General features: G+C 72.0%; 25 protein-coding genes. 11 read left to right on the top strand and 14 right to left on the bottom strand.

Annotation, left to right across the window (positions count from 1 at the left end; all coding sequences use genetic code 11):
* Positions 1-83 precede the first annotated feature (83 nt).
* Positions 84-731 (top strand): TetR family transcriptional regulator, encoded by a 648-nt coding sequence (locus IF73_RS0129415; RefSeq protein ID WP_031013417.1) that lies wholly within the window; start codon positions 84-86, stop codon positions 729-731.
* Between the two features lie 132 nt (positions 732-863).
* Here IF73_RS0129415 and IF73_RS0129410 read toward each other — a convergent pair whose 3' ends face one another.
* Positions 864-1361, bottom strand: coding sequence for a nitroreductase/quinone reductase family protein (locus IF73_RS0129410; RefSeq protein WP_031013416.1), 498 nt, complete (start codon positions 1359-1361; stop codon positions 864-866).
* Positions 1361-2470 (bottom strand): acyl-CoA dehydrogenase family protein, encoded by a 1110-nt coding sequence (locus IF73_RS0129405; protein WP_031013414.1) that lies wholly within the window; start codon positions 2468-2470, stop codon positions 1361-1363. The genes IF73_RS0129410 and IF73_RS0129405 overlap by 1 nt, the downstream gene beginning before the upstream one ends.
* A gap of 106 nt (positions 2471-2576) precedes the next feature.
* Between IF73_RS0129405 and IF73_RS0129400 the strand changes: the two genes are divergently transcribed.
* The 3 genes from IF73_RS0129400 to IF73_RS0129390 all read left to right on the top strand — a co-directional run bounded on the left by IF73_RS0129400 (position 2577) and on the right by IF73_RS0129390 (position 4850).
* Complete coding sequence (locus tag IF73_RS0129400; RefSeq protein WP_031013413.1) at positions 2577-3755, top strand: thiolase C-terminal domain-containing protein; 1179 nt, start codon at positions 2577-2579, stop codon at positions 3753-3755.
* A 148-nt stretch (positions 3756-3903) separates the two neighbouring features.
* Positions 3904-4569 carry a pyridoxine/pyridoxamine 5'-phosphate oxidase gene (locus IF73_RS0129395; RefSeq protein WP_031013412.1) on the top strand — a complete coding sequence of 222 codons (666 nt, stop codon included), beginning with the start codon at positions 3904-3906 and terminating at the stop codon, positions 4567-4569.
* Positions 4570-4601: 32 nt separating this feature from the next.
* On the top strand, positions 4602-4850 hold the full coding sequence (locus tag IF73_RS0129390) for an SCO4226 family nickel-binding protein (RefSeq protein WP_031013410.1): 249 nt from the start codon (positions 4602-4604) through the stop codon (positions 4848-4850).
* 96 nt (positions 4851-4946) lie between these two features.
* Here IF73_RS0129390 and IF73_RS0129385 read toward each other — a convergent pair whose 3' ends face one another.
* The 5 genes from IF73_RS0129385 to IF73_RS0129365 form a co-directional block, all read right to left on the bottom strand.
* A complete protein-coding gene (locus tag IF73_RS0129385; RefSeq protein WP_037880876.1) occupies positions 4947-6812 on the bottom strand; it encodes an AMP-dependent synthetase/ligase in 1866 nt (621 codons plus the stop codon).
* A gap of 183 nt (positions 6813-6995) precedes the next feature.
* A complete protein-coding gene (locus IF73_RS0129380) occupies positions 6996-7586 on the bottom strand; it encodes a TetR/AcrR family transcriptional regulator (RefSeq protein ID WP_078868316.1) in 591 nt (196 codons plus the stop codon).
* 166 nt (positions 7587-7752) lie between these two features.
* Positions 7753-9048 (bottom strand): cation:dicarboxylate symporter family transporter, encoded by a 1296-nt coding sequence (locus tag IF73_RS0129375; RefSeq protein ID WP_031013406.1) that lies wholly within the window; start codon positions 9046-9048, stop codon positions 7753-7755.
* 380 nt (positions 9049-9428) lie between these two features.
* The gene (locus IF73_RS0129370) at positions 9429-10196 is read right to left on the bottom strand and encodes a GntR family transcriptional regulator (RefSeq protein ID WP_031013404.1); all 768 of its coding nucleotides are present in this window, start codon (positions 10194-10196) and stop codon (positions 9429-9431) included.
* Entirely contained in the window at positions 10196-10741 is a 546-nt protein-coding gene (locus IF73_RS0129365; protein ID WP_031013402.1) for a GntR family transcriptional regulator, read from the bottom strand. Before IF73_RS0129365 ends, IF73_RS0129370 begins: the two co-directional genes overlap by 1 nt.
* A gap of 255 nt (positions 10742-10996) precedes the next feature.
* On the opposite strand from IF73_RS0129365, the gene IF73_RS0129360 reads away from it, so the two are divergent.
* The gene (locus IF73_RS0129360) at positions 10997-11221 is read left to right on the top strand and encodes a hypothetical protein (protein WP_031013400.1); all 225 of its coding nucleotides are present in this window, start codon (positions 10997-10999) and stop codon (positions 11219-11221) included.
* Here the strand turns inward: IF73_RS0129360 and IF73_RS0129355 are convergent.
* Positions 11218-11484 (bottom strand): DUF4229 domain-containing protein, encoded by a 267-nt coding sequence (locus tag IF73_RS0129355; RefSeq protein ID WP_031013398.1) that lies wholly within the window; start codon positions 11482-11484, stop codon positions 11218-11220. The two genes, IF73_RS0129360 and IF73_RS0129355, sit on opposite strands and share 4 nt — an antisense overlap.
* A gap of 168 nt (positions 11485-11652) precedes the next feature.
* Between IF73_RS0129355 and IF73_RS0129350 the strand changes: the two genes are divergently transcribed.
* Positions 11653-12186 carry a GNAT family N-acetyltransferase gene (locus tag IF73_RS0129350; protein WP_031013396.1) on the top strand — a complete coding sequence of 178 codons (534 nt, stop codon included), beginning with the start codon at positions 11653-11655 and terminating at the stop codon, positions 12184-12186.
* Positions 12187-12263: 77 nt separating this feature from the next.
* Entirely contained in the window at positions 12264-13130 is an 867-nt protein-coding gene (locus tag IF73_RS0129345) for an AraC family transcriptional regulator (RefSeq protein ID WP_031013395.1), read from the top strand.
* Between the two features lie 108 nt (positions 13131-13238).
* Here IF73_RS0129345 and mqnE read toward each other — a convergent pair whose 3' ends face one another.
* Both mqnE and IF73_RS0129335 read right to left on the bottom strand, forming a co-directional pair.
* Positions 13239-14402, bottom strand: coding sequence for an aminofutalosine synthase MqnE (mqnE, locus tag IF73_RS0129340; protein ID WP_031013394.1), 1164 nt, complete (start codon positions 14400-14402; stop codon positions 13239-13241).
* 50 nt (positions 14403-14452) lie between these two features.
* Positions 14453-14908, bottom strand: a complete 456-nt coding sequence (locus IF73_RS0129335) for an Lrp/AsnC family transcriptional regulator (RefSeq protein ID WP_031013392.1) — start codon at positions 14906-14908, stop codon at positions 14453-14455.
* A gap of 124 nt (positions 14909-15032) precedes the next feature.
* Between IF73_RS0129335 and IF73_RS42640 the strand changes: the two genes are divergently transcribed.
* A complete protein-coding gene (locus IF73_RS42640; protein ID WP_267883599.1) occupies positions 15033-15158 on the top strand; it encodes a hypothetical protein in 126 nt (41 codons plus the stop codon).
* Here IF73_RS42640 and IF73_RS0129325 read toward each other — a convergent pair.
* From IF73_RS0129325 to IF73_RS0129315, 3 genes are read right to left on the bottom strand one after another with little or no spacing between them, the layout of a single operon-like run.
* Entirely contained in the window at positions 15155-15844 is a 690-nt protein-coding gene (locus IF73_RS0129325) for a UbiX family flavin prenyltransferase (protein ID WP_031013391.1), read from the bottom strand. The two genes, IF73_RS42640 and IF73_RS0129325, sit on opposite strands and share 4 nt — an antisense overlap.
* Positions 15845-15854: 10 nt before the next feature.
* Positions 15855-16757 carry a menaquinone biosynthesis prenyltransferase MqnP gene (gene mqnP, locus IF73_RS0129320; protein WP_031013390.1) on the bottom strand — a complete coding sequence of 301 codons (903 nt, stop codon included), beginning with the start codon at positions 16755-16757 and terminating at the stop codon, positions 15855-15857.
* Positions 16754-18205 (bottom strand): menaquinone biosynthesis decarboxylase, encoded by a 1452-nt coding sequence (locus IF73_RS0129315; protein WP_031013388.1) that lies wholly within the window; start codon positions 18203-18205, stop codon positions 16754-16756. Before IF73_RS0129315 ends, mqnP begins: the two co-directional genes overlap by 4 nt.
* Positions 18206-18295: 90 nt before the next feature.
* Between IF73_RS0129315 and IF73_RS0129310 the strand changes: the two genes are divergently transcribed.
* Positions 18296-18709, top strand: coding sequence for a PLD nuclease N-terminal domain-containing protein (locus IF73_RS0129310; RefSeq protein WP_031013386.1), 414 nt, complete (start codon positions 18296-18298; stop codon positions 18707-18709).
* On the top strand, positions 18709-19590 hold the full coding sequence (locus tag IF73_RS0129305) for a LysR family transcriptional regulator (RefSeq protein WP_031013384.1): 882 nt from the start codon (positions 18709-18711) through the stop codon (positions 19588-19590). Before IF73_RS0129310 ends, IF73_RS0129305 begins: the two co-directional genes overlap by 1 nt.
* On the opposite strand, the gene IF73_RS0129300 is transcribed toward IF73_RS0129305, so the two are convergent.
* Positions 19502-20437, bottom strand: coding sequence for a DMT family transporter (locus tag IF73_RS0129300; protein WP_031013382.1), 936 nt, complete (start codon positions 20435-20437; stop codon positions 19502-19504). The two genes, IF73_RS0129305 and IF73_RS0129300, sit on opposite strands and share 89 nt — an antisense overlap.
* Before the next feature lie 170 nt (positions 20438-20607).
* Between IF73_RS0129300 and IF73_RS0129295 the strand changes: the two genes are divergently transcribed.
* On the top strand, positions 20608-21231 hold the full coding sequence (locus IF73_RS0129295) for a flavodoxin family protein (RefSeq protein ID WP_031013380.1): 624 nt from the start codon (positions 20608-20610) through the stop codon (positions 21229-21231).
* The last annotated feature ends 95 nt before the right edge of the window (positions 21232-21326 follow it).

Below are 21326 nucleotides of genomic sequence, written 5' to 3'. Positions count from 1 at the left end.
CCCCGCCGACCTCGGGGAACGGGGTGCACCCCATTTGCAGTCGGCCGAATCGCGCGCCGATCCCCCCTCGGTAAGCTGACGGCATGACAGGACAAGTACGCACCGTCGACGGCCGCGTGGCCGGACGACGCGGCCAGGCGACGCGGCAGAAGCTGCTCGACTGCCTCGGTGAGATGCTCAGCTCCTCGCCGTACCGGGACGTCAAGGTGATCGACGTGGCCCGGAAGGCGGGTACTTCACCCGCGACGTTCTATCAGTACTTCCCGGACGTCGAGGGCGCCGTCCTGGAGCTCGCGGAGGAAATGGCGAAGGAGGGTGCCGGGTTGACCGAGCTGGTCTCCGGGCGCTCCTGGGTCGGCAAGGCGGCCTGGCAGACCTCCGAGGAACTCGTCGACGGCTTCCTCGACTTCTGGCGGAAGCACGACGCGATCCTGCGGGTCGTGGACCTCGGCGCCGCGGAGGGCGACAAGCGGTTCTACAAGATCCGCATGAAGATCCTGAACTCGGTCACCAACTCGCTGACGGACGCGGTGAAGGAGCTCCAGGCCAAGGGCAAGATCGACAAGGAGGTCAGCGCCGCGGCGATGGCGGGCTCGCTGGTGGCGATGCTGGCCGCGGTCGCCGGCCATCAGAAGGGCTTCACCACCTGGGGCGTGAAGCAGGCCGAACTCAAGCCGAACCTGGCCCTGTTGGTGCATCTGGGCATCACCGGCAAGAAGCCGGTGAGATAGCCCCGACGTCCCTGCCGGGCGGTTCGCCCGGAGCCTTCTCCTTCACCCGTCCTGTCGTCGACGCCGACGCCGGCCACCGCCCCGAGTGGGCGGGACCGCCGTCGGCGTCGTCGTGTCCGGGGTCTTTCCCGGTCATCTGCGGGTGAGGCGGAAGAGGCGGATCTCGCGGTCGATCCGGGCCTGGTAGGAGGCGTACGGGGGCCAGAAGGCGAGGGCCGCCTTCCAGGCCGCGGCCCGGTCCTCCCCGGTCAGCCGTTCGGCGCGTACGGGGATGGTCTCGCCCTTCCAGCTGATCTCGGCGTCCGGGTGGGCGAGCAGGTTGGCCGTCCAGGCGGGGTGGCCGGGGCGGCCGAAGTTGGAGCCGATGAGCAGCCAGGTCCCGCGGTCGGGCTCCGGCATGCAGGCGAGCGGGGTGGTGCGGGTCCGCCCGCTCCTCGCGCCCGTCGCGGTGAGCACGACGCCGGGCAGCATCCGGGTGCTGAGCAGCGTCTTTCCCCCGCTGATCCGGTGCACGGCCTTGTCGAGGGCGGGGATGACGCGGGGGGCGACGCGGGCGAAGGCGCGGGTCGAGGAGACCTTCTGGACGAGTCGCACCCCGAGTCCCGCTCGGGGGTTCGGTCTGACGGGCATCAGGCGGCCGCCTCTCCGAGGAGTCCGGTGCGTTCCGCCGCGCGGGCCCGGAGGCGTCCGGCGGGCCCGAAGAGCAGCTCGTCGGCGGCGGCGCGGCGGCCGTAGCGGTCGGCGTCGTGCGGCGGTACGGCTTCGGCCGCGGCGGCGCGGAGGGCGTCGAGGGCCTGGGCGAGGGCGAGGGGGCCGCTCTCGGGTCCGGGTCCCGGTTCACGGGCGGCGCAGTGGGTGAGCGTGCGGGCGGTCTCGATCTGGACGTGCAGGTCGGCGAGGCGGTGCCGGTCGCGGGCGGCGGCGTGGCGGAGGGCGCCGTCCAGGGCGGCGCGGGCGGCTCCGGCGGCCTCGGCGGCGAGCAGGACGGCGGCGGTGCGGCCGGCGGCGGCGAGGGCGCGGGTGATGGCGGCGGGGTCGGCGGGGTCCTCGCCGAGGAGTTCGGCCGGGACGTCGCGGAGCTGGACGCGGGCCGGGGAGCGGGTGGGGTCGAGGCCGGCGTGCCGGGTGCGGACGAGTCCGGGTCCGGCGTCCGCCGTGCGGACCAGGTGGAGGAGCGTACGGCTGCGGGCGAAGCCGCCGGTGTGGGCGGCGACGAGGAGGAGGCCGGCGCTGTGTCCGTCGAGGACCTGGTCGGCCTCGCCGTAGAGGAGCCGGCCGTCCGGGGGCCCGCCGGGGGCGGGGCGGGCCTGGACGCCGCCGGCCCGGCCGTCGCCGGACCAGGCGCCGGTGGTGTTGTCGCCGGTGAGTCCGAGGGCGTGGGCGAGGGAGCCGCCGGGGACGGCGAGGGCGCAGGTGAGGCTGCCGTCGGCGATGCGGGGCAGCAGGTCGGCGCGCTGGGCGGGGGTGCCGAGGGCGGCGACGAGGGGGGCGGTGAGGGCGGCGGTGGCGAGGAGCGGGGTGGGGGCGAGGGCGCGTCCGGTCTCCTCGCAGGCGAGGGCGAGCTCGGGGAGGGCGAGGCGGGCGAGGCCGAGTTCGCCGGACATCCGGGCCCAGAGGGCGGGGTCGTACCCCTCGGGGTGCGGGGCGGTGGCGCGGGCGGCCGGGGGGCCGGCGTGCTGGTCGAGCAGGTCCCGCAGGGCGCGGCGGATCTCCCGCTGTTCCTCGGTGGCGGTCTCCATGGGACTCCCTCCGTATCTGACGGTCCGTCATGCTAGGCCCGAGGAGGGGTGGTTGCCAGACACCGGCGAACCCCATTCCCCTCGAATCTGATGTACCGTCAGATTCATGACCGCCATCGGCACCACCTCACACGGCGGCCGGGGCCGCCGGGTCGCCGTCGCCGGCGTCGCGCTCTCCGACTGCGGCCGGGTCGACGAGGCCACCCCCTACGCGCTGCACGCCCAGGCCGCCCGGCGCGCCCTCGCCGACAGCGGCCTCGACCGCTCGCTCGTCGACGGCCTCGCCTCCGCCGGGCTCGGCACGCTCGCCCCCGTCGAGGTCGCCGAGTACCTGGGCCTGCGCCCCACCTGGATGGACTCCACCACGGTCGGCGGCGCCACCTGGGAGGTCATGGCCGCCCACGCCGCCGACGCCATCGCCGCGGGCCGTGCCAACGCGGTGCTGCTCGTGTACGGCTCCACCGCGCGCGCCGACATCAGGGCCCGCCGCCGCACCGCCAACCTCTCCTTCGGCGCGCGCGGCCCGCTCCAGTTCGAGGCCCCGTACGGGCACACCCTGGTCGCCAAGTACGCGATGGCCGCCCGCCGCCACATGCACACGTACGGCACCACCCTGGAGCAGCTGGCGGAGGTGGCCGTCCAGGCGCGGGCCCACGCGGCGCTCAACCCCGAGGCGATGTTCCGCGACCCGATCACCGTCGACGACGTCCTCTCCGGCCCGATGATCGCCGACCCCTTCACCAAACTGCACTGCTGCATCCGCAGCGACGGCGGCTGCGCGGTGCTGCTCGTCGCGGAGGAGTACGCGGCGGACCTGGCGAAGTCCCCCGTCTGGATCCTCGGCGCCGGCGAGCACGCCTCGCACACGTCGATGTCCGCGTGGGAGGACTTCACCGTCTCCCCCGCCGCCGTCAGCGGCCGCCTCGCCTTCGAACGGGCCGGCGTCACCCCCGCCGACATCGACGTCGCCGAGATCTACGACGCGTTCACCTACATGACGCTGGTGACCCTGGAGGACCTCGGCTTCTGCGGCAAGGGCGAGGGCGGGGCGTACGTCACGGACAAGTCGGCGGTGCCCGTCAACACGGACGGGGGCGGGCTCTCCGCCTGCCACCCCGGGATGCGGGGCCTCTTCCTCCTGGTGGAGGCGGTCCGCCAACTCCGCGGCGAGGCGCCCGGCCTCCAGGTCCGCCGCCCCGACGGCACCCTCCCCCGACTGGCCGTGGCCTCCGCGACAGGCGGCTGGTTCTGCTCCTCGGCCACCCTGGTCCTGGCCCGCGACTGACCCCGGGCGCCGGGGCGCCTCGTTGCGGGCGGCCGCGCCGTTCCGTTGTGGGCTGCGCCCGGCCGGACCCGTTGTGGGCCGCCGCGCCGCGGCGCGGGGGGGGCGGACGGACGTCGGGAGGGAGGGGGCCGCCGCCTACGCTCGCCCCATGAGCGACGACTTCCGCCACGCGCTGCGGTCCCTGCGGGTCTGGGACACCGAGTTGCCCCGGTTCGATCCGGAGGGCGCCCCGCCCCAGCCCCTCCCCCTCTTCCACGACTGGTTCCTCGCCGCCGTCGCCGCCGGCCAGACCGAACCGCACACCCTCTCCCTCGCCACGGCCGGCGCCGACGGCCGCCCCGACGTCCGGACCGTGATGCTGCACGACGCCGACGCACGCGGCTGGCACTTCGCCTCGCACGCGACCAGCGCCAAGGGCCGTCAGCTCGCCGCCCGCCCGGAGGCCGCGCTCGGCTTCTACTGGCCGGTCCAGGGACGGCAGGTCCGGGTCCGGGGGCACGTCACCACCGCGAGCCGGGAGGAGGCGTACGCGGACCTGCACGCCCGCACCACCGGCGCCCTCGCCGCCGCCCTCACCGGCCGCCAGAGCGAACCGCTCGACTCCCCCGAGGCCCTCGCGGCGGCGAGCGACGCGGCCTGGCGCCGCGCCGAGGCCGAGCCGGACGCCGACGCGCCCACCTGGACCCTGTACGTGGTCGAACCGGCCGAGGTCGAGTTCTTCCAGGGCGACGCCCGCCGCCGCCACCTCCGCCTCCGCTACCGCCGCGACCCCGCCGCCCCCTCCGGCTGGGCCAGGGAGCTGCTGTGGCCCTGAGGGCGCACCATGGAAAGGGAGGTGTGAGAACCATGGCCACCTACATGGACGTGCACCGCGGCATGGTCGGGATCACGGAGGACCAGCTCCTCGAAGCCCACCGCGCCGACCTCGCCATCGAGAAGGAGGAAGGGGTCCACTTCCAGAAGGCGTGGGCGGACCCCGCGTCCGGCACGGTCTACTGCCTGTCGACGGGCCCGTCCGCCGACGCCGTGCAGCGGATCCACCAGCGGACCGGCCACGCGGCCGACGAGATCCACGAGGTGCCGCTCACCGTGTGAGCGCGGCCCGAGCAGAGCAGGAGGGCGGGGGCGCCCCGCGGCGCCCCCGCCCCCGCCCGCCCCCTACTCGTACGCCGACCGGTCCGTACATCTCCTCTACTCGTACGCCGACTCCGGTCCGTACATCTCCTCGACCTCCCGCGCGAAGTCCCGCAGCACCGCCCGCCGTCTGAGCTTCAGCGAGGGCGTGAGGTGCCCGGAGGTCTCGGAGAACTCGGTGGTCAGCACCCGGAAGGCGCGGATCGACTCGGCCCGCGAGACCAGCCGGTTGGCGTCGTCCACCGCCTTCTGCACCACCGCGAGGAGCTCCTCGTCCCGGGCCAGTTCCCACAGCGCCAGATGGTCCTTCTGGCGCATCCGCCGCCAGTGGGCGAGGCCCTCGTGGTCGAGGGTGATCAGCGCGGAGACGTACGGCCGGTTGTCGCCGACGACCATGCACTGGGCGACCAGCGGATGGGCCCGCAGCCAGTCCTCCAGCGGCCCGGGGGCGACGTTCTTGCCGGCCGAGGTGATCAGGAGGTCCTTCTTGCGGCCGGTGATGGTGAGGTAGCCGTCCTCGTCGAGGTCGCCGATGTCGCCGGTGGGGAACCAGCCGTCGTCGGTGTACGGGACGGCGGTGCCGCGCTGCGCGTCCCAGTACCCGGCGAAGACGTGCGGGCCGCGCAGCCACACCTCCCCGTCGTCCGCGATCCGCACCCCCGTGCCGGGCAGCGGCAGACCGACCGTGCCGGTGCGCGGCGCGAGCGGCGGGGTGACCGTCGACGCGGCGGTGGTCTCCGTCAGGCCGTACCCCTCGAAGACCTCGACGCCCGCGCCCCGGAAGAACTCCGCGAGCCGCGTGCCGAGCGGCGAGCCGCCGCAGATCACGTACCGCACCCGGCCGCCGAGCGCCGCGCGGATCCGCCGGTAGACCAGCGGGTCGTACAGGGCGCGGGCGGCCCGCACCGACAGCGAGGGGGCCTCGGTCCGCCCGAAGCGGCGGGCGGCCCGCGCGGCCCGGTCGAAGGCGGCGCCCTTCCCGGCCCGTTCGGCGGTGGCCCGGGCCCGGTTGTAGACCTTCTCCATCACGTACGGGATCGCGAGGAGGAAGGTGGGCCGGAAGGACGCCAGGTCGTCGAGGAGGGCGTCGCCCTCCACCGCGGGCGCGTGCCCGACCCGTACCCGCGCCCGGACGCAGCCGACCGCCACCATCCGCCCGAAGACGTGCGACAGCGGGAGGAAGAGCAGGGTGGACGGCGGCTCGCCGCCCTCGGGGGCGAAGACCGGGTGGAGGAGCTTGACCGCGTTGTCGACCTCGGCGAAGAAGTTGGCGTGGGTGAGGGCGCAGCCCTTGGGCCGGCCGGTGGTGCCGGAGGTGTAGACGAGGGTGGCGAGGTCGTCCGGGGTGAGCAGCCCGCGCCGGGCCGTCACCGTCTCGTCGGGTACGCGCGCCCCCGCCTCGCGCAGCTGCCGTACGGCTCCGGCGTCGAGGACCCAGAGGTGGCTCAGGCCCGGCAGCCGGCGGCGTTCCGCCGACACCGTCCGGCCCTGCCCGGCGTCCTCGACGACGCAGGCGACGGCACCGGAGTCCTGCAGGATCCAGCGGGTCTGGAAGGCGGAGGAGGTCGGGTAGACGGGGACGGTGACGAGGCCGGCGGCCCAGGCGGCGAAGTCGAGGAGCGTCCACTCGTAGGTGGTGCGGGCCATCAGCGCGAGCCGGTCGCCGGGGCGCAGCCCGTGGGCGATGAGGCCCTTGGCGACGGAGTGGACCTCGGCGGCGAACCGGGCGGCGGTGACGTCCTTCCAGCCGCCGTCGGGATCGTCGGGGTCCTTCCGGGAGAAGACGACGGCGTCGGGATGCTGCCGGGCGTTGTCGTACGGCAGGTCGGCGAGGGAGCCGCGGTCCACCCGGGGCACGAGGGCGGGCGCGGAGACCTCCCGGACGCGGCCGTCGACACGGATGAGGGCGAGGTCGGTCGACACGGGCGGCTCCTCGGTCTGCGCGATGAACGAAGGTCGTGCGTCGTGGAGCGGAGGGTCGTGCGTCTGGAGCGGAGTCTCGTGCGTCTGGAGCGGAGTCTCGTGCCTGGTGGAGCGGAGGGTCGTGCGGCCGTACGGGGTCCCGGGTGGGACGGACTAGCCGGTAACCTTACTGCGCGGTAAGCCTCAACGGGGAGACCAGCGCTCGTTTTTCATGAGGTTTCCGAGACCGGACCAGGCGAAGTCCATCAGTGTGGCGGCCGCCTCGCGCGCGGTCACGCCGGGCGTCTCGTTGGCCCAGGTCGCCAGCGACTCGGCCGACCCGACCAGGGCCTGTGCCAGCGCCGCCACGTCCCGCTCGCCGATCGCGACCGGCCCGTGCGCGGCCCGCGCGGCCTCGCCGATCAGCCCGGTCACGAAGCCGGCGATCTCCTCCCGCATCCGCGCCGCCTCGGTCGCGAACGGCTCGCCCTGCGTCCGCGCGTGCCGGCTGAGCACCGCCCAGGCGTCCGGACGGTCGGCGGCGTGCCCGAAGAACGCGAGCAGCCCGGCCCACAGCCGCTCGTCCGGCGGCGCGTCGGTGTCCCCGACCGCGTCGGCGACGGCCTCGAGCAGCGCCCGCGCCTCGCGCCGGATGCAGGCGGTGAAGAGCTCCTCCTTGGAGTGCAGGTACAGGTACACCAGCGGCTTCGACACCCCGGCCAGCTCGGCGATCTCGTCCATCGACGCCGCCTGGTAGCCCTGCCGCGCGAAACACGCCACGGCGGCGTCCATCATCTGCCGCTCCCGCACGGCCCGCGGCAGCCTCTTGGTCCCCGCCACGCCTTCTCCCCACCCGCGCCCGCCTCGGTTTCCATGATCACCCGAACGCCCCGCAAAGCCTACGTGCCCCGCACCCGGAGCGGGTGCGGGGCACGTGGGGCGTGCTGCGGCGCGGGGCGCGTCAGGCGGCCAGCGCCGGCTCGCGCTCGTCGACGGGGGAGGCGGAGACGGCGTCGTACCGCTCGACGTCGAGGATCTTCTCCCGGGCGGAGACGATCACCGGGACCAGCGCCTGGCCGGCGACGTTCGTGGCCGTCCGGACCATGTCGAGGATCGGGTCGATCGCCATGAGGAGGCCGACGCCCTCCAGGGGGAGGCCCAGGGTGGAGAGGGTCAGGGTCAGCATGACCGTCGCGCCGGTGAGGCCGGCGGTGGCGGCGGAGCCGATGACCGAGACGAAGGCGATCAGCAGGTAGTCGCCGATGCCGAGCTGGACGTCGAAGATCTGCGCGATGAAGATCGCGGCGAGCGCCGGGTAGATCGCGGCGCAGCCGTCCATCTTGGTGGTGGCGCCGAACGGGACGGCGAAGGAGGCGTACTCCTTCGGGACGCCGAGGCGCTCGGTGACCTTCTGGGTGACCGGCATGGTGCCGACCGAGGAGCGGGAGACGAAGGCCAGCTGGATGGCGGGCCAGGCGCCCTTGAAGAACTGGAGCGGGTTGACCTTGGCGACGGTGGCGAGCAGCAGCGGGTAGACGCCGAAGAGGACCAGGGCGCAGCCGATGTAGACGTCGGCGGTGAAGGTCGCGTACTTGCCGATCAGGTCCCAGCCGTAGTCGGCGATGGCGAAGCCGATGAGGCCGACGGTGCCGAGCGGGGCGAGGCGGATGACCCACCACAGGGCCTTCTGCAGGAGCTCCAGGACCGACTCGGAGAAGGTGAGGATCGGCTGGGCCTTGTCGCCGAGCTTGAGGGCGGCGATGCCGGCGACGGCGGCCATGAAGACGATCTGGAGGACGTTCAGCTCGGTGAAGGGCGTGATGACGTCCGTCGGGACGATGCCGGTGAGGAAGTCGATCCAGGATCCCTCGCGCTTCGGCAGCTTGCCGTCCTGCGGGGTGAGGCCGGTGCCGGAGCCCGGGTTGGTGATCAGGCCGATGGCGAGGCCGATGGCGACCGCGATCAGCGAGGTGATCATGAACCAGAGGAGCGTGCGGGTGGCGAGCCGGGCGGCGTTGTTCACCTTCCGCAGGTTGGTGATGGACACCAGGATGGCGAAGAAGACGAGCGGGGCGACGGCCAGCTTGAGCAGCTGGACGAAGATGTCGCCGACCTGCGCGAGGGTCTCCTTCAGCCAGGAGACGTCCTGGCTGCGGGCGATCCACCCGAGCAGGACGCCGAGCACGAGACCGGCGACGATCTGGGCCCAGAAGGGAACCTTGGGTATACGCGCGGAAACAGACGCGGACACGGACACACTCCACAGGTGCGTATCGGGGAATACGGGGGACGGGGGTGCGGCGCACGCGCTCTCGCACGGGCCGCTGCATGATGCCGGATCAGAGCACGCGGCAACAGACCGCGGACATACAGCGGCAGAGATCGACGTGCAGGCGCGCCACGAGCGGGATGCCCGGGGCGTCGAAGGGGCGCACTGCTGTCGTCATGGCCGATACGTTAACACTTGAACTTTGAGAACCTCAAAGCTGTTCTTTGAGACCAGGAACCGGCCACCCAGGCCGAAACGCAGAACACCCCTGATGAGAGCCACAACGCTCACACCAGGGGTGCGCGATCTGTGAGGAACCTTACGCAGTCCTTACGCATCGCCCCCACGTCCGGAACCGCCGGGGCGCCTCACATCAGGGGCTGCCGGTAGCGCATCCGGTACCGGTGCGCCGCCTTCGTCATCAGCGTGGCCTCGATCGGGCGCCCGCCGTCGGAGTAGACCACCCGGAAGGCGACGAGGACGGGCATGTCCTTCGGCAGCTCCAGCGCCACAACCTCCTCTTCCGTCGGGATCTCGGACGACAGCTCGTCCACGAACTCGCGCGGGGGAAAGCCCATCGCGTCCAGCAGGGCCGGGGTGCCGCCCCGGATCCGCTTCTTCTCCAGTACTGCGGTGCCCTCGACCAGACTCAGCGGGTAGTAGGACCGCGTGAGCTCGGTCGGCTCCTCGTCCAGGAGGAGGAGCTGCCTGCGGAGCACGGCTCGCTCGCCGTCCTCCAGGCGTAGGGCCTCGGCCACCTCCGCCGGCGGGACGACAACGTCGACACCCAGAAGCCGGACCCGGCCGACCTGCCTCCGCTTCGCGGCCTCGGAAACCCACGGATAGGGCTCGTCCGGCCCGGCCGGGCGCAGATAGTCGACCGGCTCGACGGATTCCTGCGCGTGCCGGCGTACGTACACCCCCTTGCCCGGCAGCCCTTCGAGGAGCCCTTCGGCCTTCAGCACCTGAAGGGCCTTCTGGACGGTTGTGTTGGCCACGCCGCCGTACTGCTCCATCAGCTCGGCGGTCGAGCCCAGCTTGCTGCCGGGCGGGAGGTCCCCGCGGGTGATCCGCCGCCGGAGCTCCGCCGCGATCTTCTGGTGCGGCGACCTGGGGTCCGTGAACTCCTTCGCCATCACGCGTCCCGCTTCCCGAGCCGGTACGTGAGGTGCCTGCCGGCCGGCATGACCATCAAGGACGCCTCCATCGGCGCTCCCGCGGCGGTCCGCGTCAGGCGGAGCAGCCGGAGGACGGCACCCCCCTCGGGCAGCTCCAGATGCTCGCGCTCCCCGCCGGTGGCCAGACCCGCGCTCACGTCCTCGACGACTTCGGCACCGACGTACCCCAGCTCCTTGAGCAGAGTGACGGCTCCGCCGGGCACCTTGCGCGGCTCCGCCAGGGGCGTGCCGTCGGCGACGGAGAGGGGGTAGTAGGAGTCGGCCAGCTCCACAGGGCGGTCGTCCAGCAGGATCAGCCGCCGCCTGACGACCACCCGCTCACCCGCCGGCAGACCCAGAGCGACGCGGACGGCGTCGGGCGCCTCCACCTCGCCCGCGTACAGGAGCCGCTGCCCACCGTGACGCCCACGCCGGGCGGCCTCGTCGGTCCACGCGTCACCCTGGCCGGGCTCGCGCGGGGCCAGATACGGCGCGGTCTCACTGATCCACGCATCGCCCGACATGTTCCAACCTCCCGCTCACTGTTGCCAGCGACCCTACTTCCTCGCCTCGAACCGAACCGGGGGCGACCTTAAGCCCTTGCGACTTAAAGTCGCTTTCGCTTAAGGTCTAGGTCATGGAGACGACGGATCCTGATGAAGCGCAGCAAGGCGTCCCGGTCCCGCCCGCCGGTCTGAGCCCGGCGCTCCGGGCACGCTCCGAGGCCGGGTGGCGAGAGTTTCTGGACCGGTGGTTCGAGGCCTGGGAAGAGTCGAGCGGTGAACGACGCGGCCGATGAAAGGGAGGCCGGGCACCCCTTCCTTCACCGCAGGGTGCGCGACATCGCGAGCGGCGGCGAGGGCGTACTGACGGCGGTCGTGCACGAGCGGCACGGCAGCCGACTCCTCCGCATCGCCCACATTCAGCCCGCCACCGGCACCACCTGGACGACGGCGGCGGACAACATCAGACCGGCCTGGGGGCGGCCCCGCCAGTCCGTCTAGAGCGCGTCCTCGCGGGTGCGGTTCTCGTGGAGGCGGTCCTTGGCGCGGTCGACCTTCTCGACGATCTCGGCGCTCAGGGAGTCGCGCTGCTTGCGGAGCAGGACGAAGCTCAGGGGGGCCGAGACGACGATGGAGAGGAGGAGGACCCACAGGAGGTTGGAGTCACCGAGGCCGCGCGGCAGCGCGCCGACGTAGACGAGGCCCCACAGGGCGAGGAAGCACCCGGCGAAGATGCCGAGCCGCATCAGCGAGTAGCGGAGCATGACCCACTCTTTCGTTCCGAGGTTCCGAACCTTCCCATTACGGGACGAGCGTCCCCCAGTGAAGCACGGCGCGGGGGCCGCACCGGAGGCGGGGTCGGGGGCGGGAGAGGGGGCGGGCGGGGACGAAAGGTCTTGAGCGCGGGGCTGAGTAATAGATACTCTTCGCTTATGACCCTTACCTTTGAGGCCGATCCGGCCGTCGACCAGGCCCTCACCGACGGCATCCTCGCCCTCTGGGCCGACGTCACCAACGCCGGCGGGGCCGTCGGCTTCGTCCCGCCCGTCACCCACGACGACGTCCGCCCCGCCCTCCTCAAGCACCTCGCGAACATGACCCAGGGCACCCACCGGCTCCTGGTCGGCCGGGACGCGGACGGCGAGGTCGCCGCCACCGCCTTCTACGCCTTCAACAGCCACCGCCTGATGACCCACTGGGTGTGGCTGTACACGGTGATGGTCCACCCCAAGCACCAGGGCAAGGGGTACGGCCGCGACCTGATGGCGGCCGTCGAGCACACCGCCCGTACCGCCCCCGGCTTCGAGGCGATCGAGGCCATCCGGCTCGGCGTCCGCGGCGGCACCGGCGTCGACGCCTTCTACGCGAAGGCCGGTTACAAGGAGGTCGGGCGCGTCCCCGGTGCCATCCGCGTGGCCCCCGGCGACGACCGCGACGACATCACCATGCTGCTGCCCCTGACCTGACCGGGCACGGATTGTCGGGTGCCGGACCGCGCCCCGTTCCTACGGTGAGGACAACGCAGAAAGAGGAAGGACCGGGCGTGCTGGACGGACTGAACCGTGCCCTCGACCACATCGAGGCGCGCCTCGACGGCGACCTCGACCCGGCCGAGCTGGCCCGGATCGCGACGACGTCGGAGTACCACTTCCGGCGGCTCTTCTCGGCCCTGGCCGGGATGCCGCTGTCGGAGTACGTGCGCCGCCGGCGGCTCACCGTCGCCGGCGCCGAGGTGCTCGCCGGGGAGCGGACGCTCCTGGAGATCGCCGTGCGGTACGGCTACGGCTCCGGCGAGGCGTTCGCCCGCGCGTTCCGCGCCGTCCACGGCATCGGCCCCGGCGAGGCCCGCCGCACCGGCGCCGTGCTCACCGCCCAGCCGCGCATGTCCTTCCGCCTCGTCGTCGAAGGGAACAGCAGCATGAAGTACCGCGTCACGACCCGGGACGCCTTCGGGATCACCGGCAGCAGGGCCCGGGTCCCGCTCGTCCACGAGGGCGAGAACCCGGCGATCGCCGCCCAGATCCGCGGCCTCGGCCAGGAGCGGCTGGACGCACTCGCCGCCCTGTCGACGGGCGGGCCGGCCGGGCTCGTCTCGGCGGTAGTCCACCTCACCGACAGCCGCGAGGAGGGCGCGGAGCTCGACCACTGGTACGGCGCGGTCACCGGCCCGGAGGCACCCTCGGAGGAGTACGAGACCCTCCACGTGCCCGCCGGCACCTGGGCCGTCTTCGAGAACGAGGGCCCCTATCCGCAGGCGCTCCAGTACCTGTGGCGGGACGTCTTCACCGAGTGGTTCCCGTCGAACCCGTACGAGAGCCGCCCCGGCCCGGAGATCCTCTCCGTCCGCCCGTCCGCCGACTGGAAGACGGCGGCGGCGGAGCTGTGGATCCCGGTCGACCACACCGCGTGAGGAAACCCGCATGACCGCATGAGGAACACCGCATGAGGAAGACCGCATGAGGAAAGAGGCCCGGCGGGGATCACCCGCCGGGCCTCTTGCGTGCCGCGTGAAGGGACGTCAGACGCGCATCGCCTGCGGCGTCTCCCGCCGGTCCGCGTCCGGACCCGGGTACTCGCGGATGATCTCGTACCGGGTGTTCCGCTCGACCGGCCGGAAGCCCGCGTCGCGGATCAGCTCCAGCAGGTCCTCGCGGGTGAGCTTGTTCGGCGTGCCGTAGTTGTCGGCGTCGTGCGTGATCTTGTACTCGACCACCGAGCCGTCCATGTCGTCGGCGCCGTGCTGGAGCGCCAGCTGGGCCGTCTGCACGCCGTGCATGACCCAGAAGACCTTGACGTGCGGCACGTTGTCGAACAGCAGGCGCGACACCGCGAAGGTCTTCAGCGCCTCCGCGCCGGTCGCCATCGTCGTCCGCGCCTGGAGCTTGTTGCGGACCTTGCCGTCCTGCATGTCCACGAAGTCGTGCTGGTAGCGCAGCGGGATGAAGACCTGGAAGCCGCCGGTCTCGTCCTGGAGCTCCCGCAGCCGCAGCACGTGGTCGACGCGGTGGCGCGGCTCCTCGATGTGCCCGTACAGCATCGTCGAGGGGGTCTTCAGGCCCTTCTCGTGGGCGAGCCGGTGGATCCGGGACCAGTCCTCCCAGTGGGTGCGGTGGTCCACGATGTGCTGCCGGACCTCCCAGTCGAAGATCTCGGCGCCGCCGCCGGTCAGCGACTCCAGACCGGCCTCGATCAGCTCGTCGAGGATGTCGGAGGCGGACAGCCCCGAGATGGTCTCGAAGTGGTGGATCTCGGTGGCGGTGAACGCCTTGAGGGAGACGTTCGGCAGCGCCTTCTTCAGCTCGGAGAGCGAGCGCGGGTAGTACCGCCAGGGCAGGTTGGGGTGGAGCCCGTTGACGATGTGCAGCTCGGTGAGGTTCTCGCTCTCCATCGCCTTCGCGAGGCGCACGGCCTCCTCGATGCGCATGGTGTACGCGTCCTTCTCGCCCGGCTTGCGCTGGAAGGAGCAGTAGGCGCAGGAGGCCGTGCAGACGTTGGTCATGTTCAGATGCCGGTTGACATTGAAGTGGACCACGTCGCCGTTCTTGCGGGTCCTGACCTCGTGGGCCAGCCCGCCGAGCCAGGCGAGGTCGTCGGACTCGTACAGGGCGATGCCGTCCTCACGGCTCAGCCGCTCACCGGCGAGCACCTTCTGCTCCAGCTCCCGCTTGAGCCCCGCGTCCATGCGGCCGCCTCCCATGTGTCCGACGAAATCAGGCTTCACCCACCGTACTCTCAGCCCTCCTCGGGCAGGTCCCCGACCCGGTTCTCCCACTTCGTGGAGAGCACGATCGTCGTGCGGGTCCTCGACACGCCCTTGGTGCCGCTGAGCCGGCGGATGGTCTTCTCCAGTCCGTCGACGTCGTTGGCGCGGACCTTGAGCATGAAGGAGTCGTCGCCGGCGATGAACCAGCAGTCCTCGATCTCGGCGAGGTCCTTCAGCCGGCGGGCCACGTCCTCGTGGTCGGCGGCGTCGGAGAGGGAGATGCCGATGAGGGCGGTGACGCCGAGGCCGAGCGAGGCGGCGTCGACGGTGGCGCGGTAGCCGGTGATGACCCCGGCCGCCTCCAGACGGTTGATGCGGTCGGTGACGGAGGGGCCGGAGAGCCCGACGAGCCGTCCCAGCTCGGCGTACGAGGCGCGTCCGTTCTCGCGCAGGGCCTGGATGAGCTGCCTGTCCACGGCGTCCATAGGTATACGACCTTCCATTGTCCAGCGATACCGCAAGTTTAGGTGTAGAATCTAAGGCATGCAGGGCCGTCACCCTGCGAATCTTTCAGCAGATCAAAGACGATCTTTCAGGAGTGAAAACACCGTGTACACGATCGAGATGGCCTACGCCCGAATGCGCGAGCTGCAGGACCTGGCCAACCGCTCGCGTGCCCACCAGACCGCCTCCGCCTCGAAGCGGGCCCCGAAGAAGGCCGCGAAGAAGCGCTAACCGGCACGGGGAACCCCCGGAGCTCCTCCTCCGAGTTCTCCCCGCCACCGGCGGTACAGCTCGTGCGGCACCCCTGCCGCGTCGAGCACCCGCCCCGCGACGAAGTCCACCAGATCCTGGATGTGCGTCGCCCCCGCGTAGAACGCCGGAGAGGCGGGCAGCACCACGGCGCCCGCCTCGTCCAGCGCCACCATCTGCTTCAGCGTCTGCCCGCTCAGCGGGGTCTCCCGCACCACGACGACCAGCGGACGCCGCTCCTTGAGCGTCACGCTCGCCACCCGCTGCAGCAGGTCCTTCGACAGACCGAGTGCCACTCCCGCCACCGCGGCGGTCGAGGCCGGCACGATCAGCATCCCCTTCGCCGGGTACGACCCCGAGGACGGCCCCGCCGCCAGGTCGCCGGCCGCCCAGTACCGCACGCCGCCCAGCGACTCCACCGGCACGTCGAAGGCGTCCGGCTTCCCGTCCGCGCCCCGCGCCAGCCAGGCCGCCAGGTCCTCGCGCCAGTGCGCGTCCCGGAAACCGATCCCCGTCTCGTCGAGCAGCGTCAGCCGCGAGGCCCGCGACACCACCAGGTCGACGCTCTCCCCCGCGGCGAGCAGCCCCCTCAGCACGGACGCGGCGTACGGCGTCCCCGACGCCCCGGAAACCCCCACGACCCACGGGGTGCGCTTGCCGTCGTTCATGGCGCCGAGCCTAGAGGGTGAGCCCGCGGACCAGCAGGTCGAGCAGGGCGCAGACGAAGAGGGAGATGCCGATGAAACCGTTCGTCGTGAAGAAGGCCCTGTTCAGCCTCGACAGGTCGTGCGGCTTCACGATCGAGTGCTCGTAGCAGAAGGCCGCCACCACGATCACCAGGCCGATCCAGAAGAACAGGCCGGCGTCGGTGGCCAGCGCGTACCAGACCAGCAGGCCGGTGGTGACGACCGCGGACGCGCGGGCGCCCCACAGCGCCGCCGGGATGCCGAAGCGGGCCGGTACCGACATCACGCCCTGCGCCCGGTCCGCCTGCACGTCCTGGCAGGCGAAGATCAGGTCGAAGCCGCCGATCCAGATGCCGACGGCGAGGCCCAGGATGACCGCGTCCCAGGACCACGCGCCCGTCACCGCCAGCCAGGCGCCGATCGGGCCGATCGCCTGGGCGAGGCCCAGGATCGCGTGCGGGAAGTTCGTGAACCGCTTTCCGTACGGGTACACGACCATCGGGATGACGGCCAGCGGCGCGAGCGCCAGGCAGAGCGGGTTGAGCAGCGCCGCCGCGCCGAGGAAGACGACGACCGCGATCCCGGCCCCGGTCCACGCGGACCGCACCGACACCGCGCCGGTGACCAGCTCGCGGCCCGCCGTCCGGGGATTACGCGCGTCGATCTCGCGGTCGATGATCCGGTTGCAGGCCATCGCGAAGGTCCGCAGGCCGACCATGCAGACGGTGACGAGGAAGAGCGTCCACCAGTCGATCCTCCGGTCCAGCTGGAACATCGCGGTGAGCGAGGCGATGTAGGCGAAGGGCAGCGCGAAGACGGAGTGCTCGATCATCACGAGCCTGAGGAACGCCTTCGTACGCCCCGGCTGCGCGCCAGGGACCGCGGCCGTGGTCACAGTCCGTACTCCTTCCAGCGGCGGTCCACCAGGGCCGCCGTCGCCGGGTCCGACTCCACCATGTCCGGCCAGCCGCCGTCCCGGGTGTAGCCCTCCTCCGGCAGCTTCTTCGTGGCGTCGATGCCCGCCTTGCCGCCCCAGAACTGCTGGTACGAGGCGTGGTCGAGGTGGTCGACGGGCCCCTCGACGACGGTCAGGTCACGGGCGTAGTCCGTGTTCCCGAGCGCCCGCCAGGAGACCTCGTGCAGATCGTGGACGTCGCAGTCCTTGTCGACCACGATGATCAGCTTGGTCAGCGACATCATGTGGGCGCCCCAGATGGCGTGCATGACCTTCTGCGCGTGCTTCGGGTACTTCTTGTCGATCGAGACGATCGCGCAGTTGTGGAAGCCGCCCGACTCCGGCAGGTGGTAGTCGACGATGTCCGGCACGATGATCTTGAGGAGCGGCAGGAAGAAGCGCTCCGTCGCCCGCCCCAGCGGCCCGTCCTCGGTCGGCGGCCGGCCGACCACGATCGACTGGAGCAGCGGGCGCTTCCGCATGGTGACGCAGTCGATCTTCAGCGCGGGGAACGGTTCCTGCGGGGTGTAGAAGCCGGTGTGGTCGCCGAAGGGGCCCTCCGGCAGCATCTCGCCCGGCTCCAGCCAGCCCTCGATCACGACCTCGGCCTGCGCCGGGACCTGGAGCGGGACCGTCTTGCAGTCGACCATCTCGATCCGCTTGCCCTGCACGAAGCCGGCGAAGAGGTACTCGTCGATGTCGCCGGGGAGCGGGGCGGTGGAGGCGTACGTGACGGCCGGCGGGCAGCCGAAGGCGATCGCGACCGGCAGCCGCTCGCCGCGCTCGGCGGCGACCGCGTAGTGGTTCCGGCTGTCCTTGTGGATCTGCCAGTGCATGCCGATGGTGCGCTTGTCGTGCCGCTGGAGCCGGTACAGCCCCAGGTTCCGGACGCCGGTCTCGGGGTGCTTGGTGTGGGTGAGGCCCAGGTTGAAGAAGGAGCCGCCGTCCTTCGGCCAGGTGAAGAGCGCGGGCAGCAGGTCCAGGTCGACGTCGTCGCCGGTCAGGACCACCTCCTGCACCGGGGCGTCCTTCACCTTCTTCGGCGGCACGTGGACCATCGAGCCCAGCTTGCCGAACGCCTCGCGCACGCCGACGAAGCCGTGCGGCAGCTCGGGCTTGAGCAGGCCGCCGATCTTCTCGCTGATCTCCTCGTACGACTTCAGGCCGAGCGCCTTGAGGAGCCTGCGGTCCGTGCCGAAGACGTTCATCGCGAGGGGCATGGCGGAGCCCTTCACGTTCTCGAAGAGAAGCGCCGGCCCTCCCGCCTTGTTCACCCGGTCGACGATCTCCCCGACCTCCAGGTACGGGTCGACTTCGGCCTTGATGCGCTTGAGGTCGCCTTCGCGCTCAAGGGCCCTGAGCAGCGAGCGGAGATCGTCGTAAGCCATACGGGCAAGTATCGGTCACCGGCTAGGCTGGACTCGTCACCGGGGCCGGTTCGACGCGCCCCCGCCACCGCTTCCAGGGGGCTGTTCCACATGCTCAGGGCACTGATGATCCTTCTGCCGCTGGCGCTGACGATCTACGCCTTCATCGACTGCCTGAACACCCCCGAGGACGAGGTCAAGCACCTGCCCAAGGTCGTCTGGGTCATCATCATCCTGCTGTTCTGGGTGGTCGGCCCGGTGGTCTGGCTCTTCTCCGGGAAGAAACGGCAGGCCACGGCCCGTGGCGGGCGCGGCGGCGGCTGGGTGGCGCCGGACGACAACCCGGAGTTCCTCAAGTCGCTGGGCGGCGACGAGCGGTCCGGGTCCTCCGGCGACCGCGGCCGGGGCGACGAGTCGATGTTCAAGGACTGGGAGGACGACCTCCGCCGCCGCGAGGACGAGCCGAAGCACCGCGACGAGGGCGGGGAAAAGGGCGAGGACACGGACCAGGGCAAGGAGGGCTGATGGAACTGCGCCTCCTCGCCACCTTCGAGAAGGTCGCCGAAGTCCTCTCCTTCACCCGCGCCGCCGCCGAGCTCGGCTACGCCCAGTCCAGTGTGACCTCGCAGGTCAAGGCGTTGGAGTCGGCCCTCGGCGCCGAGCTGTTCGAGCGGCTCGGCGGCCGGATCCGGCTCACCGAGGCCGGCGAGCGGCTGCTGCCGTACGCGCGCCGCATGGCCGAGCTGGCCGAGGAGGCGCGGGCGGCGGTCGCCGCCGGGGAGGCGGCCGGGACGATCACCATCGGCACCATGGAGTCCCTCACCACCTACCGGCTCCCGCCGCTCCTGGAGTACGTCCACCACCGCCACCCCGCCGTCCGGCTGGCCCTGCGCCCCACGCTCGGCGACGCGACCCGGCAGGCGCTGCGGCAGGGCACGTACGACCTGGGTTTCCTGATGGAGGCCGAGACCGAGCACGAGGGCCTGGAGACGGAGGTCCTGGCGCCGGAGCCGCTGGTCCTGGTCGCCGCCCCGGGCCACCCGCTCGCGGGCCGTACGGACCTGGCCGCCGCCGATCTCGCGGGCGCCGGCCTGATCGGCACCGAGCCGGGCTGCGCGTACCGGGACCTCTTCGAGGCGGAGCTGGCGGCGGGGGCGGGCGCCCCGGTCGAGTTCCTGGAGTTCGGCACGATCGAGGCGAGCAAGCGGGCGGTGGCGTCCGGTCTGGGGATCGCGCTGCTGCCCCGGATCGCCGTCCAGGAGGAACTGGCGTCCGGGGCACTGGTGGCGCTCGGCTGGGAGGCGCCGTTCACGCTCTTCACGCAGCTCGCGTGGCGACGGGGGAAGCGGCTTCCGGCGCACGTGCGCCTGTTCGTGGAGCAGGCGCGGCGGCTCGCGCGGGAGTGACCTTCCCGAGGGTGACCCTCAGGCTGGCGAGGACGATCAGCGGGACGCCGAGCGCCTGCAGGAGCCCGATGTGGTGTCCGTACACCGCCCAGTCGACGCCCATCGCGACCGCCGGGTAGGTGAAGGCGAGCACCGCGATCTTCGGGGTGGGCAGCTTGGCGTAGGCCGCGTACATGAGGACGTACATCAGCCCGGTGTGGATCAGCCCGAGCCCGGCCAGCCACACCCACCCGGCACCGAGCCCGGAGACCGCGCCGAGGTCGGTGAAGGGCAGCAGCAGCGGCACGCCGGCGGTCACCTGCACGAGGGCGATCAGGTGCGGCCGTACGCCGGTGATCCGCTTGGTCACGAAGGTGGCGAGCGCGTAGAGGACGGCGGCGGCGAGGGCGTACCCGAGTCCGGCGAGGGAGGCGGTGTCGCCCGGCCGCACCCCGGAGACGAGCACCAGCCCGGCGAAGGCGACCGCGAGCCAGCCCAGCTTCCCGGCGGGGATCCGCTCGCGCAGGAAGAGGGCGCTGAGCAGCACCAGGAAGAACGGCTGGGTGTGGTAGACGACGGTGGCGAGCGAGATCGAGGTGGCCGCGTACGCCTCGAAGAGGAACACCCAGTTGAAGACGATGAACACGCCGGCGAGGACGGCGAGCCCGAAGGACCGCGCGGTGAAGCCGTGCCCGGTGAAGAACCCGCGGGCGAGGCTGTAGAGGCCGAGGGCGACGGCCCCGAAGAGGCACCGGAAGAAGACGACCTCGAAGGGCGAGGCGCCGGACTCGACGACGAAGACGCCGAGGGTGCCCGACAGCACCATGGCGAGGGTCAGTTCAAGGGTTCCGCGGGTCTCGTTTCTCATGCCGACGACGCTACGGACGGGGCCGGTGCCGGGTCCACGAGCTGCTGGGGCGTCCTTCCGATGGGCCCGATCGGCCGGGCCGATGGGGCCCGGAATACCCCTGCGGACGCCCGGGTTGGCAACGGAACACCTCCCTTCCGCGGGCACCCCACGAATCCGGAGCAGCACTCATGACCCTCGACGCCGAGCCCGTCGCCGACCGCTCGTTCCTCTTCGTCCTCGGCAGCTCCCGCGCCGACGGCAACTCGGAGATCCTGGCCCGCGAGGCCGCCGCCCACCTGCCGGCCGGCATACCGCAGCGCTGGGTCGACCTGAACACCCTGGACCTCCCCGACTTCCAGGACGGCCGGCACGAGAGCGCGGGCCACGCGCCCGGCGAGGTGGAGAGCGAACTGCTCCGGGCCACGCTGGAGGCCACGGACGTCGTCATCGTCTCCCCCCTGTACTGGTACACCCTCTCCGCGCAGACCAAGCGCTATCTGGACTACTGGTCGGGCTGGCTGAACATGCCGGGCTCGGACTTCAAGCAGCGGATGGCGGGCCGCAGGATGTGGGGCGTGACGGCCATGGCCCACGACGAACACGTCGTCGCGGACGGCCTGATCACCGCCCTCCACAACTCGGCGGCCTACATGCGCATGCGCTTCGGCGGCGTCCTCCTGGGCACCGCCTCCCGCCCCGGCCGCATCCGCGCCGACGAACAGGCCCTGATCCGCGCCAAGACCTTCTTCGCGAACGAGACCCCGCCGGCGCTGTTCGCGTACGAGGAGGCGGGGGCGGTCGCGGGGGTCTAGCGGGGCCGGGCGGGGGCGGTGGTCGCAATTCCGCGCAGTCCCGCCCCGTTCCGTCCCACGCGCGGGCGTCCCCGGCGTCTCCGCCGCGCCTTGCA

Origin of the sequence: Streptomyces sp. NRRL F-5727 (assembly GCF_000719555.1) — a bacterium.
Taxonomy (GTDB): Bacteria; Actinomycetota; Actinomycetes; order Streptomycetales; family Streptomycetaceae; genus Streptomyces.
This window is presented reverse-complemented; position numbering and strand designations above follow the sequence as displayed.

Bases quoted from the DNA above. Each gene is read 5' to 3' on its own strand.
- IF73_RS0129415 (WP_031013417.1), top strand. From the start codon at position 84: ATGACAGGACAAGTACGCACCGTCGACGGCCGCGTGGCCGGACGACGC.
- IF73_RS0129410 (WP_031013416.1), bottom strand. From the start codon at position 1,361: ATGCCCGTCAGACCGAACCCCCGAGCGGGACTCGGGGTGCGACTCGTC.
- IF73_RS0129405 (WP_031013414.1), bottom strand. From the start codon at position 2,470: ATGGAGACCGCCACCGAGGAACAGCGGGAGATCCGCCGCGCCCTGCGG.
- IF73_RS0129400 (WP_031013413.1), top strand. From the start codon at position 2,577: ATGACCGCCATCGGCACCACCTCACACGGCGGCCGGGGCCGCCGGGTC.
- IF73_RS0129395 (WP_031013412.1), top strand. From the start codon at position 3,904: ATGAGCGACGACTTCCGCCACGCGCTGCGGTCCCTGCGGGTCTGGGAC.
- IF73_RS0129390 (WP_031013410.1), top strand. From the start codon at position 4,602: ATGGCCACCTACATGGACGTGCACCGCGGCATGGTCGGGATCACGGAG.
- IF73_RS0129380 (WP_078868316.1), bottom strand. From the start codon at position 7,586: ATGATGGACGCCGCCGTGGCGTGTTTCGCGCGGCAGGGCTACCAGGCG.
- IF73_RS0129370 (WP_031013404.1), bottom strand. From the start codon at position 10,196: ATGGCGAAGGAGTTCACGGACCCCAGGTCGCCGCACCAGAAGATCGCG.
- IF73_RS0129365 (WP_031013402.1), bottom strand. From the start codon at position 10,741: ATGTCGGGCGATGCGTGGATCAGTGAGACCGCGCCGTATCTGGCCCCG.
- IF73_RS0129355 (WP_031013398.1), bottom strand. From the start codon at position 11,484: ATGCTCCGCTACTCGCTGATGCGGCTCGGCATCTTCGCCGGGTGCTTC.
- IF73_RS0129350 (WP_031013396.1), top strand. From the start codon at position 11,653: ATGACCCTTACCTTTGAGGCCGATCCGGCCGTCGACCAGGCCCTCACC.
- mqnE (WP_031013394.1), bottom strand. From the start codon at position 14,402: ATGGACGCGGGGCTCAAGCGGGAGCTGGAGCAGAAGGTGCTCGCCGGT.
- IF73_RS0129335 (WP_031013392.1), bottom strand. From the start codon at position 14,908: ATGGACGCCGTGGACAGGCAGCTCATCCAGGCCCTGCGCGAGAACGGA.
- IF73_RS0129325 (WP_031013391.1), bottom strand. From the start codon at position 15,844: ATGAACGACGGCAAGCGCACCCCGTGGGTCGTGGGGGTTTCCGGGGCG.
- IF73_RS0129315 (WP_031013388.1), bottom strand. From the start codon at position 18,205: ATGGCTTACGACGATCTCCGCTCGCTGCTCAGGGCCCTTGAGCGCGAA.
- IF73_RS0129310 (WP_031013386.1), top strand. From the start codon at position 18,296: ATGCTCAGGGCACTGATGATCCTTCTGCCGCTGGCGCTGACGATCTAC.
- IF73_RS0129305 (WP_031013384.1), top strand. From the start codon at position 18,709: ATGGAACTGCGCCTCCTCGCCACCTTCGAGAAGGTCGCCGAAGTCCTC.
- IF73_RS0129300 (WP_031013382.1), bottom strand. From the start codon at position 20,437: ATGAGAAACGAGACCCGCGGAACCCTTGAACTGACCCTCGCCATGGTG.
- IF73_RS0129295 (WP_031013380.1), top strand. From the start codon at position 20,608: ATGACCCTCGACGCCGAGCCCGTCGCCGACCGCTCGTTCCTCTTCGTC.